The sequence below is a fragment of the Gluconobacter albidus genome (genome assembly GCF_002723915.1).
GTDB lineage: Bacteria > Pseudomonadota > Alphaproteobacteria > Acetobacterales > Acetobacteraceae > Gluconobacter > Gluconobacter albidus.
This window is the reverse complement of sequence record NZ_BEWL01000021.1, coordinates 1-16,848: the sequence shown is the minus strand read 5'-3', so window position 1 is coordinate 16,848 and position 16,848 is coordinate 1. Positions and strand designations below refer to the sequence as shown.

Here is a 16,848-nt window from a genome sequence, read left to right as displayed (position 1 = left end):
AGTCACCCATCACGTCTTTCTCGACACTCAGGTTTATCGTAGCCTGGGTCACAACCTTGATAGCCCACCTCTCCTTGCTCTGCGCGAGCAGATCGCGGCCGACCGGCTGGTATTGCATATTACCGACATCACACTATGCGAAATCAAACGGCAAATAGGCAGTAATGTCGGCGACGCGGCAAACTCCATGAATGAAGCACGCAAAAAATTTTCTATTTGGAAAGGCCGCCTTCCAGCGAACATAGCTGGCGATTTTCCTACTTTTGATCAGACGGCCATCTCCGAGGCTGCATTCGAACAGTTTTATAAGAGAGTGCGGGCCGAATGGTCAGTGGTCGATCACAATGCCACATCCGTAGCTGCGCTCGACATTTTTAATGACTACTTTCATCGCGAACCGCCCTTCGAAAGCATAGGGAGTAAAGAGTTCCCGGACGCCTTTGTCGTGCAGGCACTTGTTAACTGGTGCATTCAAAAAGAGACGAAGATGTATGTTGTCGGTGCCGATAAAGCGATGGCAGCAGCGGTCGATAGATCTCCCATGCTCCTGCATATGCAGAGTCTGCCCAAACTTCTCGAGTCAATTGCTGCGACTGAGACGCCAGACATCAACGACAGAACGAGAAAATTGCTTGCAAAGCCTGCAGTGTCTGATGGCATCGCACGGAAGATAGAGAACAAGCTAGACGAGCTCATTCCCATTTATGTTGGCGATCTGGCTGATGGCGAAGTCTCTGGCCACGAGCTCAATGGTAAAATGGAAATCGATGACTTCACGGTGCTCGCAGCGTCAAATCAAGATATTAGTGTTATATTGAAGGTAAGAATTCCCCTTAAAATTAATATAGATTTTGAAGACCGTTCGTCCGCATTTTACGACAACGAGGATGACATATACGTCGGCACTGAATTTGCTCAGACCAATATCGAGGACGAGCCCATTATTCGGGTATTTGCAAAGCTTACACGCAAGCCGCCAAGTGTTGTAGGCATCCAAATCATGACGAGCGAGTTCGAAGTATACGATAATTACGACGATTACTAATAGCGCTCTTGCAATCGCCCCAGCAGTCAGGCTGCGGAACGCAGTTGTCGGTCGTGCCGGCAACTCGCGCATATAGCTTCGCCATGCATGACGAAATATATATCTCAACTTCGCATAACCGCTTGCGCTTGCCAGGTGTATATATTCAGTTTCCGGGCGTAGCTTACGCAAACCAAACAGTCCGCTCACAACCCAGATCTGCAACAGTGCTTTAAACTGGTCATGTCCGCTATAAGGAAAGTCATCTGGGTAACTGTATGTCAGGCATGAAGGCGTCTGCCGCCTGTCCGCTTCACGTTCCTTGAGCGGACAGGCAAGTCAGGGGGGGGGGGGGAGCGGAAGGTCCGCTGTTCACCTGTTCAGATGAGACAGCGGACATCATCAGCCTACTTTCACCAGACTACATTCGTTGTTTCGATCCATTTCTGGATGGAAGTGTGTGCTGAGGTACCCAGCCGCGTGGCAATCCAGAGCATGAAGCCTTCTCTCTGTTCAAAACGGAGAGTCAAAATCAGGTCCACGAACCAGCAATCAATACGCCAAGAAAACTGAAATCAGGCAAAAGGAGAATCAAACAATGGTTCTTCGAACCCTCTACCTCGACATCGACCCTTATGGGTTACATCAATGCCTTGTAACCTATGGGTGCCATCTCTATGTTGACCCCTATGAGTTACATAGTTATCTTGCAACCTATAAGTTTCATCACCTATGAAAGCTTGTAGGATCGGAGCTTAACCTATGCAGGGCATATTCAACGCAGCGGACATCGGAAGCCAGATTAGAGAGAAACGGCTGGCGCAGGGAATGAACCAGACCGTTCTGGCCAAAAAGCTAGGCTGCTCTAGGAAGTGGGTTTCTGACATCGAACAAGGCAACGAGACGGCTGAAATTGGTCGCGTGCTGCGTGCCTTGGCTATGCTCGGAATCAAGATTTTTGTTGGACAGTCTGAAGCCGTAGAAAGCAAAGAGCTCTCTCCTCAGTATAACGAAATTCTGGCGCACCGCGACCGGTTTGGTGAGGTGCCGCAAGCTATGGAAAGGATAGCCAAGCTGGGACTGGTTGGGAACCCGATGAAGGAACACCTGGAAAGGATGGCCACGCTGGGACAGGTCGGGAACCCGATGAAGGAGCATCTGGAAAGGATGGCCACGCTGGGACAGGTCGGGAACCCGATGAAGGAACACCTGGAAAGGATGGCCACGCTGGGACAGGTCGGGAACCCGATGAAGGAACACCTGGAAAGGATGGCCACGCTGGGACAGGTCAGGAACCCGATGAAGGAAACCTTGTCCGAAAGGACCATCGGTCCAAAACTACTTCCCGCCCGACTACCGGAGGCGTTCAAAGACGAGGGCCAGCCATCAGCCGCCACGACAGAAGAGGTTTCCGCTACGAAGCCGCAACTACCCAAGCTAGGAGATGGTGAGGATGACTGAACTTGCTGTCCTAGTTGCCGGCAAGCTTTGCGCCTACGTCACGGACGCAGGAGGCACCCAACGGCTCAAGTATGTCGAATGCGACCAGGATGGCCTACCTCCGGCCACCATTTCTCTCTCGATGCCGGTCAGGCAGGAGGGATATGGCGGAGGCGTTGTGTCCAACTGGCTATGGAACCTGCTGCCGGACAACGCAATTACTCTGGATTGGCTGGCCAAGGACGAAAGCCGAGGTTTTGGGAAGTGCAGTGCGCGCAATCCGCTACGGCTTCTCGAGAAAATAGGAGAGGACTGCGCTGGAGCTGTGCAACTGGTTCCACTAGAAAGTGTGGACAAGCTCTCGCCTGGAAGCTTGACACCCCTTACCGACAGAGAAGTCGAGCTCAAACTGCAAGGGTTGAGGACAGGGCGAAGTCCTTTGGGTTTCCTGCCATCAGGAGACCACGGCAAGTTCAGCTTGGCCGGAGCGCAGCCCAAGGTCGCCTTGCGTGTGCTGCAGGATGGAATCTGGGCGATACCTACAGGCGCTGAGCCCACCAGTCACATCTTCAAGCTGCCTATCCCAGATATGCCGGGTCAAGTGGAGGGGGAACATTTCTGCCTGACGCTGGCCAGAGCGACAGGTCTGAAAACGCCCCACAGCTGGGTCATGCGTTTCGGTGACGAGGTAGCAATCGTCGTAGAGCGATTTGACCGGAGATTAGATACGTCCAGCGGAAAGCTTCTGCGTTTGCATACCGAGGATATCTGTCAAGCTCTTGGCAAGCCGCCAACAGAAAAGTATCAGTCAGATGGCGGTCCAGGCATGATTCAGATAGTTAACCTGCTGAGAAAGACATCGATCACCTCTGAGGAGGATGTCTTCTCGTTTGTCATGGCTTGCGTTTTTAACTGGGCCATAGGCGGCACCGACGCTCATGCCAAAAATTACTCCCTATTCCTGGGAGAAAAGAACGCCGCTGCACTGACTCCCCTTTATGATTTGAATACTTTTTTGCCTTATGCGGAGCATCCAAACAGGTGCAAGCTTTCAATGATTGTCAGCGGCCATTATAGTATTGGGGACATCCATCTGCGCCACTGGGACGATATGGCCGCCCGGATGGGTTGGGAGCATGATATCCTATCAGGCTATGTAGAGACTTATGTGAACCTTATGACGGAGCTCATTGCGCCGATCGCGAAGGACTGCATCGATAGCGGCCTATCAGAAGAAGCAATCTCGTTCGTGACGGACGCCATTCGTAGTAGGCTCGTTGGCTTAATCGAGAGCTGGAAAAGCTGACGAGCATTTTGGGCGACAGTCTTATCATTTTAAGGCCCGTAAGGATTCACATGAGGCTTGGCTTGTGATTCAAGCCTTTGATGGAACGTTCTGTGCTGACGGACTCCCAGTGGGCGCTTATTGAGCCCCATTGCCGCGACAAACCGAGCGATCCTGGCCGCAGCGGCCGGAATAACCGGCTATTCATGGCGCGGTCTGCCGATGCCGTTCGGTAACTGGAGCACGTCGCTCTGAACTGTGGCGGGATTGGCGGAGATGTATCCGCGGACGTCACGCATTATGTCCGCTTCCAGAAAATTGGCAGCGGCACCTCGACGTCCGAGAAGTGGGCGACTGCCGCCTTTCTGCTCTTATATCGCTGAGCGGACAGGCAGATCATGGGGAGAGACGATAGTCACCATCGGTAATACGAGATCGAAGGCAGCCATTCGCAGCGCGCATTTTCATGGCATCTACCGATCAACTCAAGCTGTTGACCCATCCCAGGAACAACGGCCGGAACCCAGGATAAAGCCTCCGCTCAGTGCTATCCGAACTGTGGGTCGGAAGCATCAATCCTCCAACCCCCAGTTCCGATGAGATCAGTCACACAATGTCGAACGCTGCTTCGCGCTTCGCATCTGTGCCGTCACGGTGCTTTCTTACACCCCAGCGAGGACGCTCAGATCGCCATTTCGCCAGACATTGTCGACGACCATCCGCCGGATGACCCAGACGTCGCGATTGCGGGACAGGTCGACGTCGTAGCGATTTGCCCGCAGCATAGCGATAAAGCGCATCGACCACGGCAAGAGTCTCGGAAATGGGCGAATTAGAGGTCGTTGTCATATCCTTGGAACTTGGGGAGATGGGGCGTAGGTCAGTTAGGGATCCTTGAGAGGTTAGTATCCGCGATCGTCTCTGCGAAACCGCTGCCGAACAGGCCAGCAGGTGTCTGGAACCCTGGTCGAGTTTCGCCCGCGAGCACCCGCCGCGCAGTCTCGGCTGCCGCCATCGGCGTGAAGGTGTAGCCATTGACTGTCTCGAGGCGATGCAGGCTCACCGTGCCGTCGGCTGCTGTCACTTCCGCCACGGCGGCGCAGCGATTGGCCGCGCGCTCGGCTTCCGTAGGGCCGTCGGGAAGCGCCGACAGATCGCCACCGGGAAACGCATCGCCGACAACGTGCACGAAAGTTGCGATATTGGGCACTTTCGTCTCTCGCCAGATCGTGATCAGGTCGGGCAAGGTCAGCGGAAAGGAGGCGGTCAGGCCGCTGCCAAAGTCGAACTCGTGCAGTGCCGTGGTATTGCTCGGGACGAGGGGCCCGTCTTCCCGCACAAGGAGGACCACGGTCACATTCTCGGCAGCGCTGATCGCCGAACCGCGCGACATCGCGCCAGAGACCATAAGCGCGATGCGGATGTGTACCGGCTCTGGCACAGTCTCGATCGCCCGCGCCGCCAGACAGCCGAGCATCGCAACGCTGCCGCCGCTCCCCGGCAAGAGCATGACGCCACGCGCGGCGGCTTCTCCATCGAGCTTCTCGGCGAGCCGATAGCTATCCAGTTCGGCTGCGATGTCGAGATAATGAGCGCCATTGCGGATCGCTGCACGCATCAATGGTTCGGCAGTGCGCAGGAAGGGGCCGGCGCAGTTGAGCAGAACCGTTACGTCCGAAAGCACTGCGTCCATAGCCGCCGGGTCGTCGAGGGTGAAGGCTCGCGTCTCGCCGTCCAGCCCAGCCAACGCCGCGGCATCACGACCGGCAAGGACCGGATCGAGCCCCGCGGCCTTCGCATAGCCGGTTGCGAGGCGCGCGGTGTAGCCGGTAGCGCTGTAGATCATGAGCCGGCTCACGACGCATGCTGCCAGCTCTTGAACACGAATTCGAGGCTGTAGCCATCGGGATCGAGCACGTTCGCGGCATAATAACGGAGATCGTAATGGAGCCGCGCACCGGGTGCTCCCATGCCTCCGCCTGTCGCCTCGGTGGCACCGGCGGCGATTGCAGCGGCATAGGCGGCATCAACCTGTTCCCGAGAATCCGCGACGAACCCAATATGGGCAGCCCGTCCTTCGACCACGCCCTGACGCAGCCAGAAGAAGATGCGTCCCTTGCAGCCAAAGCCCTTGAGATCGGGGTGGCCGGGAGGAGCTTTCTTGCCATCGTAATCGACGCGATCAGTGATGCCGAGCGGCGCGAGTGCTTGCATGTAGAAGGCGATGGAGCGGTCGAGGTCGGCAACAGATAGAAAGACGTGATCGAGCATTTCTGATCTCCTGTTCAGACGACGTAACCGCCGGCAACTTTGATCACTTGCACTACCTTGACCGCCTGCTCCGGATTGCGGTTACAGGTGAGGATGACGCGGCCACCGCCGGTGATGATCGTGATTTTCATAGGGTGTTCTCCGCTACTTTTCGAGTGATTTGAAGATAGCTGTTGGGCCCGTTCGCGGCAGCGCCCGATCCTCTTTCGATTTTGCCTATTCCTGCTTTGCGTTTGCCGCGGCCACACGAGAGGCGCACAAGAGGCACATGGAAAAACAGCTTGTAGAACTGCGTCACCTTGCCTCAAACGCCCGGAACAGGCGTACCGAGACCGGTATCCCGCGCGTGGCGATGGTGCAGGGAGCGATACCAGAGCACGAGTTGGCAGCGGTCTATGATCCGATGATCAACCTCATCCTCACCGGCAGCAAGGCAATGACGATCGGCGAACGGACAATGCGATACGATCCGGCTAGCTATTTCGTGATGTCGCTGGATCTGCCCGCCGTTGGCGAGGTGTGTCCGGATGCTATCGGCAATCCCTATCTGGCCGTTAGCCTCACGATCGACCCGCAGATGGTGGGCATGATGCTTGCCGATCTCGGCCATGTCGCCCCGCCGCCGTGTTCGAGTGGGTTCTCGGTAGCGTCGGTGACGCCCGAGTTGCTCGATGCGTGGCTGCGCATGCTGCGACTGATCGATAATCCGACCGATATTGCTGCGCTGGCTCCGGCCTACGAACGCGAGATCCTGTATCGGGTGTTGCAGGGACCGCACGGCGCAATGCTGCGCGACATCGCCATGCCCGACACCGCCCTATCGCGCGTCCGGCTCGCCATCCACTGGATCCGCACGAACTTCAAGTTGCCGTTGCGGGTAGAGGCCCTTGCCGAGATCGCCGCAATGAGTGCCTCAGCCTTCCATCGCCACTTCAAGGCTGCGACAGCGATGAGCCCGCTGCAGTTTCAGAAACGTATTCGCATGCTTCAGGCGAGAATGCTGCTGATCGCCAGCGCCCAAAGCACCGCTGCAGTGGCTTATGAGGTGGGGTATGAAAGCCAGTCCCAGTTTACTCGGGAATATACACGCTTCTTCGGTCAGCCTCCCGCAAGGGACGTGCGCCAGGTTCAGCGCGAGCTGCGCGACGGCCTAGCCTGACGATCACCCGTGACCGTTACAATGTCGGCTTTCGGGTAACCATCATTACCACTCCAGTGTCTGCCTTGAGGGCGTATGCCGCCTGTCTGCTCAGCAGGGATGGAGCGGACAGGCGCATCAGGGGGGATTTGCGACTGTCTGCTTTTTAGCGTTTGCCATCAATAAGCAGACATTTGAAAACGACCGTAAGTGAAGATCAGCAGAAGATTACATGGAGGGTTTCCAACCACTTGGGCTGCGGGCGACAAAACCGGCAATAACGGTAAGGATGCTGCCGGAGATATAGCCGTGCATGACCAAGGTCGGAAGCAACGCCCATCGTCTGCGCCTATACCCGTGGCGGTCACTCTGATGAAAAACAGTTTTTTGAGGTATTTTCCGAAATCGGGCGCGTTGCGGTAGAGACATTATATCCTGTGTAGGGCGGCCTTCGGTAAGATAAAGAGAATAATATGTCTGAGTTCAATACCTGTCTTAAAACGCAGAACGATATTGATGCAGTCAATGCGATATCAGCTTTTCTGGCCCTCAATGACATGCCTCAGGCTGACAGTGCTTCAGTGGATCTGGTGATCCACGCCGGAAATGCCATCCTTGAGACGGCTCATGCAGCCTGTGAGGCTGCACGTGAAGCCAACTGTCACCTGCTTTTTTCAGGGGGTATCGGGCACTCGACCACTCTTCTTGTAGAGACTGTCAGATCAGAAAATCTGCTACCAGAAATATACCTGAAAGACAGATCCGAAGCCGAGATTTTTGGCACTTTGGCTTCGGAAGTCTGGAGCTTTCCCAAAGAAAAATTGGTTCTGGAAACGCGCTCCACCAATTGCGGCGAGAACGCGAGCTTTGCAAAATTACTCCTCTCAGAACTCGGGCTGGAACCCTGCTCTACTATCCTGTTTCAGGATCCGGCCATGCAGTTACGAACTTTCGTCACCTTCCAGAAAGTCTGGCGGGAGGCATCATGTGCAACTGTTTTTTATAGCTGTCCGACTTTTGTTCCACGTCTCGAGATACGAGACGGAATCGTGACGTATGCTGCGGAACTCCCTTCACGACTATGGAGCCCGGAGCGGTTCCTGTCTCTGATCATGGGAGAAATTCCCCGGTTGCGAGATGATGAAAACGGTTACGGCCCCTGTGGACGGGGTTTCATCCCGCATGTTGAAATTCCTTCTGAGATTGAGACCGCGTATCAACATGTTCATGGGCTTTTGAAAAATCATGAAAAAGCGAAGAATCGTGCGCTTGTATGACTGGGAGGATCATCCTGTCTCATAATGAGTTTTTGTATGTCATGCATGGAGTGCAACCAGAAAAAGTTGAAAACGACTGACCCGATTTTGAACCCATTTTATGGTCTGCTCTTTCATAAGTCTTGTCCGCTATTCGATTCCTCTTTTCGAATCCTCTACGTCTGAGATGAGGCGACTGCCGCCTGTCTGCTCCTGTATCACTGAGCCGACAGGCGGATCAGGGGGAGAGCCGCAGGTGTCCGGTTTTCGGCTAGAGCATGCCCTGCATGGTGAGAGCAGATCCGAAGCGATTTTGTCCCGGCTAATGGCGTAATCTGACAAGGGGCAGATAGAACATGCCAGTCGAACCGGATTAATTTTCCTTACTGACCATAGCATAAAAGCAATGCGCTGCCCCTGAGGGGATGTCAGCTTGGTCGACCGGCCATCTTCTGGCGAAGGAGATTGCCTTTCCCAGAACCTGCAGCACTGATTCCAAGGATGCCCACAGCAATGGCGAGCATTGCAGCAGTCACCCAGTGCAGTCTCTCCAGAGGCAGTCCGTGCGCAAGTAATGCCCCTCCCATGGCCGCGCCAGCGGCCGTTCCGAAATAGATAATGGAGTGATTAATGGCGATAAGAAGTGGGCTGTTGGAGGGGGCCAGAGCGATCAGACGTGCCTGCTGTGGTGCGAAAGTGCCCCAGCCAGTAACAGACCAGATAGCAAGTGCCACGGCGGTTGTGATGGTTGTCTGCAGGCTCAATCCCATTGCGGCCTGATTGAGGGCGGCTACAAATAGAAATGCCATCAGTGGTTTAATAGCTCCGAACCGATCAACCAGCCGACCGCCAAGTTGACTGCCCGCCAGTCCACCACATCCATAAGCCAGAAAGAGAAAGACGACGGTACGTGGCTCATGGTGCCGGGCCAGAAGAGCACCAAGATAAGTATAACTCATCAGATTGGCGGTGTTCCAGAACACACTTGGCAGCATGGCAAGAAGGATTGTTGGATCTTTAAGAGGCGCAAACCTCGCTGCAATGCTGACGACCGCGGCGTGTCTAACTGGCTCCTTTGGTGGCCGGAGACACAGAATGATGGCAGACAGTGTCGAGACTGCCGTTACCAGCCAGAAGGTCATACGCCAGCCGAGTATATCGCCGATCGCTGTCCCGATCGGAACGCCGAAGACGGCTGATCCAGTGAAGCCAAGCGCCACGGCAGAGAGCGCCGCACCTTTCCGGGTATCTGGCGCGAGAGATGCGGCGAGGGAATAGGCTGTCGAAGTATAGAGGGCAGCGACAATACCAGCGATAATCCGGGCCGCAATCAGGACAGCATAAGATGGCGTTGTAGCACAGAGCATATTTGCGATGGCAAACACGGTTAGGGTGCCAATGACGATCCGGGTTTGCCTGAAGGCCGCGGTAAAGGGCACGACAACTGGCGCGATAAGAGCATATGTCAGGGCGTAGGCTGTAACGATCTGGCCAGCACCGTTGAGATCCACATGTAGGCTGGTCGCGACTTCGGGCAGAATACCCGAGATGACGAACACATCTGTCCCGATCGCGAAGGTGCCGAGAGCAAGAAGCCATATTCGTGGGTCTAGAACGGCGGGAACAGAAGACTTCACTGGTCTTATTCTCTTTGTCGTAATGCAGGTCGGGTAAGTAGATACGCATAAGTGCGGCAGACACCCTTGTCGAGAAACACTCTCACGCGATGCCACGTCTGTTTTGTGCTTAGACCGCTATAAATGTCTGCTCTCCGCCCTGTCCTGGAATGATCCGGGTGTCGGAGATGAGGCGTAAGCAGTAGGTCCGCTTACGCCTACATGTCAGAAGCCAGAGCGTCGCTCTTCGCTTCTCTGAAACGGACGTGTTCATGGCTTGCGAGGATAGGCTGTTGTCGATCACGACCAACATCACGAGCATCCCGCCTAAAATGCGCGGTATGTGCCGGCGGCCAAGTGCGATGACCCCGCTCGTCTCTGTTAGGGCGTAGGGGGAACTCAAGACTAGTCTCTCTGGAAATGGTTATCGATGGGTGACAGGCTCAATGATCGTCGGAATTGCAGCCCGGAGCACGCGGAGAGCTGACGGCTTGGCGCAGCCGGTCGACCCGATTACGCAAGTCCCGCAGTTCGGTGATCGACAGCCCGGTCGCCGCCAACACACAAGCCGGAATCGTCTCGGCCTGAACGCGCAGGGCCCGACCGGCCTCGGTCAGATGAACGCGCACCTGTCGTTCGTCCTTCTGGTCGCGGGTGCGCTCCACAAGGCCAGCGCCCTCCAGCCGCTTGAGCAACGGCGTCAGGGTGGAGCTGACCAGATCGAGTTGTGATCCGATTTCGCCGACAAGTCTGCCGTCACTGCCCCACAGGACGGTCATTACTAGATATTGCGGATAGGTGAGACCGAGCGGCTCGAGCAGCGGTTGGTACAGCCGATTGAAGGCGTGGCTCGCGGCATACAGCGAGAAGCACACGAAATTCGACAGATCAGATGTGGATGGGTCTTCGTTCATATCGTCCTCCATAAGCAGGGTCATTATATCGCGCAATATCAAATCTCGGGCGATGTTAATGCATGGGAGCTATGCAATTTACCGTATTGCACGATAATATCGCGCACGATATGTAATGCTTCACAGGCCGATCGCAGCCTGATCGATACGGAGTTTTCCATCATGAAGCGCCTCTCCACAGCCATCGCCTTGGCTACCGCTATTGCCGCCGCGCCCGCGCTCGCCGCTCCCGTGCTGGAGTCCACGACCCAGCATTTCCTCAACGGCCTCGCCGCCGCCCACGTTCCGGCCATCCCCTCGCTGTCGCCGCACGATGCCCGTGCGCTGCTGGACGGCGCGCAGGCGTCGGTGAAGGTCACCGCTCCCTCTGCCCGGATCAGCGACCGCGTGCTCCCCGTTGGCCCGACCGGCAGCACGCGCATCCGGATCTATCGCCCGTTCGACGCCCCGAACCATGCGCCGGCCATCGTCTATTATCATGGTGCCGGTTGGGTGATGGGCGGCCCGGCCAGCCATGACCGCCTCGTGCGCGACTTGGCGGCGGGCAGCGGTGCGGTGGTGATCTTCGTCGATTACGAACGCTCGCCCGAGGCGCGTTATCCAACTGCGATCGAGCAGGATTATGCGGTTCTGGAGCATGTCGCCCGTCATTCGGTCGAATTCGGGATCGATCCGTCCCGCATTGCCATCGCCGGAGACAGCGTCGGCGGCAATATGGTTGCGGTCGTCTCCGGCCTCGTTGCGGAGCGGCATGGACCCAGGCCCGTAGCCCAGCTCCTGTTCTATCCGGTGACCGATGCCGCGATGAATGACGGATCCTATCGCGAGTTCGCCAGTGGCCCCTGGCTGACAGCGAAAGCCATGGATTATTTCTGGAACCAGTATCTGCCTGCCGGCACGGACCGCGCCCAGCCGCATGTCTCGCCGCTGAACACGCCGGACTCCATCCTGCACGGGCAGGCGCCAGCGCTGGTCATCACAGATGAAAACGATGTCCTGCGTGACGAGGGCGAGGCCTACGCTCGACGCTTGGTCGAAGCTGGCGTGCCGGTCATAACGACCCGCTATAACGCGACGATCCACGATTTCGTTATGCTCAATGCGCTCGCCAAGACGCCGGCGGCCACCGCCGCAGTCGCCCAGGCGGCTCATTTCCTGCGCGATGCCTTTACGAAGGTAAAGTGAGAGAACAGGGGCGGTCTGCAGCAATTTCCTCCAAAAAGAGGGAGCGCTTCAGCCTCGCGCCGGCCGCAGTTTCTGCTCCGTCCCTGAGGCACTGACCATGAACCTATCGCTGGCATGACGAGTGCATATATGCGGCGTCTCATGGGACGGGCAGCTCTCGCCCGACGAAGTCGGTTGATCAAGTTGACCTTCAGGAGACGCCCATTTGTGTCGTGAAAGTCGATTGCACGAATGACCGATTTTCCAGTCTTACCGCCCAACAGCCGACATTCTGCTCACCCCCCTGAACTGCCTGTCCGCTCAACGAATGGCAGCGGACAGGCTGTAGTCGCCCTCAAGTCAGACATCGAAGTGGTGATGGTGGTTGCCCGAAAGCCGACATTGTCAGCCTAAACGCGATAGACCACGTTTGGGACTTTTCCACCGTCCAATTCGGCCGGTTTAACAGCAAATTCTGCCAAAACCTGCCTCGCTGGCCACAGCGCCAGAGTCGTCGTCAACCACCACAAACCCTTGGCTCTCGTAAACCGTAAACGCCATTATTGCGCTGGACAAAATTCAACACAACGATATAGTTGTGTTCATGATACCAAACTTGATCGATTTGGACTCACCTTGCCCTTGGGCCGTGTTACCACCCGGCATTCACGACACGACCCTTGCTGAGGTAGAGGCTCGCTTCGCGACCACCCCCCACCGCAAGTGGCTGTTCGATGGCTTCGTCCGCATGGTTTTGGCTCTGGCCGCCGCCGGCTGTCGTTTTGTTTATTTGGATGGTAGCTTCGTTACCGCAAAACCGCACCCCGGCGATTACGACGGCTGCTGGGAGCATGTCGGGGTCGACCCGGCCAAGCTCGATCCTGTTCTTCTTGATTTTGATAACAAGCGAGCAGCGCAAAAAGCAAAATACCTTGGTGAGATGTTCATTGCCGGAATGCCCAATGGGCCGGGCGAACCTTTTCTCGACTTCTTCCAAGTCGAGAAGTCATCCGGTCAGCCCAAGGGTATTCTCCGCATCCCGCTCGCACCACTGAAAGGAGCGACGCCATGATCACCAACGAAAAGCAGTACAGGTCGACGAAGGCTTCGATCGAGAAGCTGGCGGGAGCTTTTGCCACACTTGAAACGTCGACCAGCGACTTTCCTGAAGTTTTCGCGAAGGCGCAGCGCTCGGCACTGCGCAACCAAATCCAGGAACTCGAGGAGGACGTGCGCTTCTACGAGGACCTCCGCGCGGGCAAAATTTCGGAATTCTCGGCGGAGAGCCTTCACGATCTTCCCAATATCCTCATTCATGCCCGCATCGCGCGCGGCATGAGCCAGAAGGATCTTGGCGATTTCCTCGGCGTTGCTGAACAGCAGATCCAGCGCTACGAATCCGATCGCTATCGTACGGCTAGCCTCGACCGACTCACGGAGGTGGCCGACGCCCTCAACGTGCGCATCGTCGAGCGCGCCCAACTGGTCGGCAGCCCGAAACTCGATAGCGTCGATCCGAAGGTTTGGCAGGCATTTCCGGTTGCCGAAATGTATAAGCGCGGCTGGTTCGAGGACTTCTCGGGCACGCTCTCACAGGCAAAGAAGACCGCCAGCGATCTAATCCCTGCATTCCTGCAGGGTAATCACTCGCAGTTCGCGCTGATGGCCCTTCACCGTAAGTCGGTACGGTCGAGCGGACAAGTCCATGAAGCCTCCATTGCCGCTTGGGAAGCGCGAGTTCGGGCACTGGCCGATCGAAATCCACCCGACCGTGCGTTTGATCGAGACCGTCTCACCGCGGAATGGGTGCGCGGCCTGGTCGGACTTAGTCTGGAAAACAATGGAGCACGCCTTGCAGCCAACTATCTGCGCGATGTAGGCATATCGCTGGTGATCGAACCCCACCTGCCAGGCACATTGCTTGACGGTGCCGCGCTGGCATCAGCCGGTCATCATGCAATTGTCGCGATGACCCTGCGTCACGACCGACTCGACAACTTCTGGTTCACGCTGCTCCACGAGATCGGCCATCTGAAGTTGCACATCCGTTCGGGAGAATACGCGGCGATCTTTGACGACAACGATTCCCCGGCTGCCGACAAGGTTGAGCAAGATGCCGACTACTTTGCGCAGGAAGCCTTGATCCCGGAGGCTAACTGGAACCTTGCGGTGTCACGCTTCACCCGCAACGAAAAGGCAGTCGTGGCCGATGCCAAACGCTTTGGCGTGGCACCTGCCGTGATAGCTGGCCGGATCCGGCGGTACGCGAATGACTACACACTGTTCCGCACGCTCGTTGGCAATGGCGAAGTTCGCCGTCAGTTTGATATTTGAGGGGCGACAACATGCCAATCACGAACACCGACTATGTGCCGATCCTCAAATGGCGGCAGGGCGAATACCAAGCGCTCTTTCGCCTGCCGGACGCTGTTAAGGATAAGACCGTTCCTCTTATCGAGATCACGCCCCCGGATTTTGACTTCGAGGCGTGGACACCTTCGAAGTCGATCGACGATCACGTCGCAAAGTTTGCCGTTCGCTTTCGAGCCAAATGGGGAAGGCGCCTTGCGTTGCTAGACTGTGGGCTGCTGGATCCGGCTGAGGTGATGCTGGGCGGAAAGCATCCAATGCTATACCTGTGCGAGGAGGCTTTCGCACGGGGAGCTACGATTATCCCCGTCATCAGACTAAGCAGCAACGCAGCCTATCGCGCGGCCGTGAGAGCCGCGAACGCATTGATGCATACCGGGGTAATATTACGCTGTTCTCTGGACGAAGCCCTGGATCCCGACTTCGACCTCAATGTCGATGCAGCACTTCAGCAACTCGGTGTGACCATCGCCGACTGCGATGTGGTTCTCGATCTCGAAGCCCCGGCCTGGGATCCTCAGGACATATTGATCAACATAGTCACCGCTGCGATCCAAGCATCGAATGCCATGGCGACCGCGCGCAGCCTCATCCTCGCGGGGACATCATTTCCTGCTTCTATGGCCGAGGTGACCGGTCCCATTCAATTCTGGCCTCGGCGGGAATGGATGTTTTTCCGAGCGCTCCTGGCTAATCTGGGCGGGGCTACCCGCAAACTGACATTTGCTGACTATGCCATTGCCGCCAATGGCTACTCACAAATGGACATGAGGAAAGTGAAGCCTTCGGCAACGATCCGCTACGCCTGTGACGATGGCTGGATTATTGCCAAGGGGGCCAACGTGCGTGACAATGGGTTCGGGCAATATCGAGGATGCAGTGGCACCGTTACAGGATCAGCCCATTTTCTGGGTTCGGGTTTCTCGCCAGGCAGTGATTATATCGAGCAGTGCCGAGACGGGATTGCTAGTACCGGAAGCCTGTCCACATGGCGGTGGGTAGGCTCGAACCATCACATTACAAAAGTGGTGGCCGATCTCGCCACGATGTGCGCGCCTTGAGAGTTTCGCGGACAGTCTGTGAGAGACGGCGCAGCGGTAGCCTATCCACCAACATCTTGTAGAGCGTCGCGCGCGGAGCGCGGAGTTCTCGTTCCGAGACGCCAAGGCTTCTTAGGATCGCCTGCGCTTCAGGTCGCCATAGCAGACGAGCCAGAATAAGTGGCTCGATGCCCTTGTTTGCTCGCTCCGGTCGGACACGACGGAACCGCACGCCCTGGGTCGCGCCGCGCTCGGCGACCATGATGCCCCACCAATCAGGCACTATCGTCATGGCTGATGCGAGATGTTTGGAATCGACGATCAACAAGGCCTTGTCGACGACTTCGCCATAGGCGGCCACCTGCCGCGGTAAACGCTCCAAGGTGTCGGCTTCTGCCTTGATTTCGACGCCGCGAATGTGGCCGTTAATCACGGCAATATCGATCCGGCAACTGCCATGATCGAGGCCGAGTTCATCTATGACTAAGGTGTCGGGACAGGCTTGGGCATGCGCAAGCAACCGCCGATAGGCGGCTTTCCTTACATCACTGTCCCGAAGCGGTATCAAAGCCATCCCGGATCGATAGCCGGGATTATGGCGGAGTGGCAACGGCCAATTTTACGCCAAGCCTGCCACGACCTCTATCCGTGGGCCCGCAGATGGCTGGCATGGAAGCGGCGATGAATCAATGAGACCTGGTTCAGAAGATCCCGAGCGTCACCCTTCGACATAGGCTGGTGAATCCGGGGCTATGGGTCGTTGAGTTGCGGAACATCCCGAAAGCTTCTTTGAAGAGATTTGTGACCCCACGCTGTTCACCCCGTCCGCTCTCGCTTGAAAGCGCGTCGATTGTGATCATCGGCGACGTTCAGGTATGCCACTGACATCAAGCAGCCGCCGGATGACTGTTTGTGACAAAAGCAGTCATTTTGACTAGGTTCTTTGAACAGCGTTAGTCGGTTAATAATCATCATGAGCGTGAGCACCACGGATGGCAGTATTCGCTCACTCCTCACCAACAGCCGACTTTCTGCTTTCCCCGCAATTCCGCCATTAGCCAAATAACTGCTCAGCAATCATTCAGTCCCCTTTGCGGCAGGCCAGAGTATGCCATCCTGATCTGCGCATATCTCAGGACCATGCCTGAACTCTGTGTGCTCATCGCCCCAGGCCTTGAGAGCCATGATGACAGGCTTGAGGGTCTGCCCACGCGGGGTGAGGCTGTATTCCACCTTCGGCGGGACTTCCGGGTAAACCGTCCGTAACACGAACCCGTCACGCTCCAGTTCGCGAAGCTGGGTCGTCAGCATCCTCTGGGTGATGTTGGGC

General features: G+C 56.5%; 17 protein-coding genes. 9 read left to right on the top strand and 8 right to left on the bottom strand.

Annotated features, from left to right (window positions below; all coding sequences use genetic code 11):
- The 3 genes from GAL01_RS15785 to GAL01_RS14695 form a co-directional block, all read left to right on the top strand.
- The coding region (locus tag GAL01_RS15785) for a PIN domain-containing protein (protein ID WP_169926432.1) at nucleotides 1-1,045 on the top strand (1,045 nt) is incomplete at its 5' end.
- A 741-nt stretch (nucleotides 1,046-1,786) separates the two neighbouring features.
- Nucleotides 1,787-2,485 (top strand): helix-turn-helix domain-containing protein, encoded by a 699-nt coding sequence (locus tag GAL01_RS14700; RefSeq protein WP_099253380.1) that lies wholly within the window; start codon nucleotides 1,787-1,789, stop codon nucleotides 2,483-2,485.
- On the top strand, nucleotides 2,478-3,770 hold the full coding sequence (locus GAL01_RS14695; RefSeq protein WP_062026979.1) for a type II toxin-antitoxin system HipA family toxin: 1,293 nt from the start codon (nucleotides 2,478-2,480) through the stop codon (nucleotides 3,768-3,770). Before GAL01_RS14700 ends, GAL01_RS14695 begins: the two co-directional genes overlap by 8 nt.
- 585 nt (nucleotides 3,771-4,355) lie before the next feature.
- On the opposite strand, the gene GAL01_RS15580 is transcribed toward GAL01_RS14695, so the two are convergent.
- From GAL01_RS15580 to GAL01_RS14685, 3 genes are read right to left on the bottom strand one after another with little or no spacing between them, the layout of a single operon-like run.
- Entirely contained in the window at nucleotides 4,356-4,598 is a 243-nt protein-coding gene (locus GAL01_RS15580) for a hypothetical protein (protein WP_145995660.1), read from the bottom strand.
- Between the two features lie 31 nt (nucleotides 4,599-4,629).
- Nucleotides 4,630-5,595 (bottom strand): saccharopine dehydrogenase family protein, encoded by a 966-nt coding sequence (locus tag GAL01_RS14690; protein ID WP_218017100.1) that lies wholly within the window; start codon nucleotides 5,593-5,595, stop codon nucleotides 4,630-4,632.
- 8 nt (nucleotides 5,596-5,603) lie between these two features.
- A complete protein-coding gene (locus GAL01_RS14685) occupies nucleotides 5,604-6,020 on the bottom strand; it encodes a VOC family protein (RefSeq protein ID WP_099253376.1) in 417 nt (138 codons plus the stop codon).
- Nucleotides 6,021-6,288: 268 nt separating this feature from the next.
- Here GAL01_RS14685 and GAL01_RS14680 point away from each other — a divergent pair, with 268 nt between their 5' ends.
- Entirely contained in the window at nucleotides 6,289-7,179 is an 891-nt protein-coding gene (locus GAL01_RS14680) for an AraC family transcriptional regulator (protein WP_099253374.1), read from the top strand.
- Between the two features lie 452 nt (nucleotides 7,180-7,631).
- Nucleotides 7,632-8,435, top strand: coding sequence for a YdcF family protein (locus tag GAL01_RS14670; RefSeq protein WP_062026926.1), 804 nt, complete (start codon nucleotides 7,632-7,634; stop codon nucleotides 8,433-8,435).
- A gap of 407 nt (nucleotides 8,436-8,842) precedes the next feature.
- Here the strand turns inward: GAL01_RS14670 and GAL01_RS14665 are convergent, their stop codons facing one another.
- Together GAL01_RS14665 and GAL01_RS14655 are read right to left on the bottom strand one after the other, a co-directional pair.
- Nucleotides 8,843-10,051, bottom strand: a complete 1,209-nt coding sequence (locus GAL01_RS14665) for an MFS transporter (protein ID WP_169926431.1) — start codon at nucleotides 10,049-10,051, stop codon at nucleotides 8,843-8,845.
- 422 nt (nucleotides 10,052-10,473) lie between these two features.
- Nucleotides 10,474-10,968, bottom strand: coding sequence for a MarR family winged helix-turn-helix transcriptional regulator (locus tag GAL01_RS14655; protein WP_082790586.1), 495 nt, complete (start codon nucleotides 10,966-10,968; stop codon nucleotides 10,474-10,476).
- Nucleotides 10,969-11,106: 138 nt separating this feature from the next.
- Here GAL01_RS14655 and GAL01_RS14650 point away from each other — a divergent pair, with 138 nt between their 5' ends.
- From GAL01_RS14650 to GAL01_RS14635, 4 genes are all read left to right on the top strand, one after another.
- Nucleotides 11,107-12,129 carry an alpha/beta hydrolase gene (locus GAL01_RS14650; RefSeq protein ID WP_062027166.1) on the top strand — a complete coding sequence of 341 codons (1,023 nt, stop codon included), beginning with the start codon at nucleotides 11,107-11,109 and terminating at the stop codon, nucleotides 12,127-12,129.
- A gap of 595 nt (nucleotides 12,130-12,724) precedes the next feature.
- Nucleotides 12,725-13,180: a DUF6932 family protein gene (locus GAL01_RS14645; RefSeq protein ID WP_197458947.1), complete on the top strand. Its 456-nt coding sequence runs from the start codon at nucleotides 12,725-12,727 to the stop codon at nucleotides 13,178-13,180.
- Nucleotides 13,177-14,442: an XRE family transcriptional regulator gene (locus tag GAL01_RS14640; protein ID WP_062027162.1), complete on the top strand. Its 1,266-nt coding sequence runs from the start codon at nucleotides 13,177-13,179 to the stop codon at nucleotides 14,440-14,442. Before GAL01_RS14645 ends, GAL01_RS14640 begins: the two co-directional genes overlap by 4 nt.
- An 11-nt stretch (nucleotides 14,443-14,453) precedes the next feature.
- Nucleotides 14,454-15,539, top strand: coding sequence for a beta family protein (locus GAL01_RS14635; protein ID WP_062027160.1), 1,086 nt, complete (start codon nucleotides 14,454-14,456; stop codon nucleotides 15,537-15,539).
- On the opposite strand, the gene GAL01_RS14630 is transcribed toward GAL01_RS14635, so the two are convergent.
- From GAL01_RS14630 to GAL01_RS14625, 3 genes are all read right to left on the bottom strand, one after another.
- Entirely contained in the window at nucleotides 15,496-16,092 is a 597-nt protein-coding gene (locus tag GAL01_RS14630) for a sce7726 family protein (protein WP_062027157.1), read from the bottom strand. The genes GAL01_RS14635 and GAL01_RS14630 overlap by 44 nt on opposite strands.
- A gap of 127 nt (nucleotides 16,093-16,219) precedes the next feature.
- Nucleotides 16,220-16,378 (bottom strand): TIGR02391 family protein, encoded by a 159-nt coding sequence (locus tag GAL01_RS16195; RefSeq protein WP_145995659.1) that lies wholly within the window; start codon nucleotides 16,376-16,378, stop codon nucleotides 16,220-16,222.
- Nucleotides 16,379-16,595: 217 nt separating this feature from the next.
- On the bottom strand, nucleotides 16,596-16,848 hold a 253-nt coding region (locus GAL01_RS14625), incomplete at its 5' end, for a winged helix-turn-helix transcriptional regulator (RefSeq protein WP_145995658.1).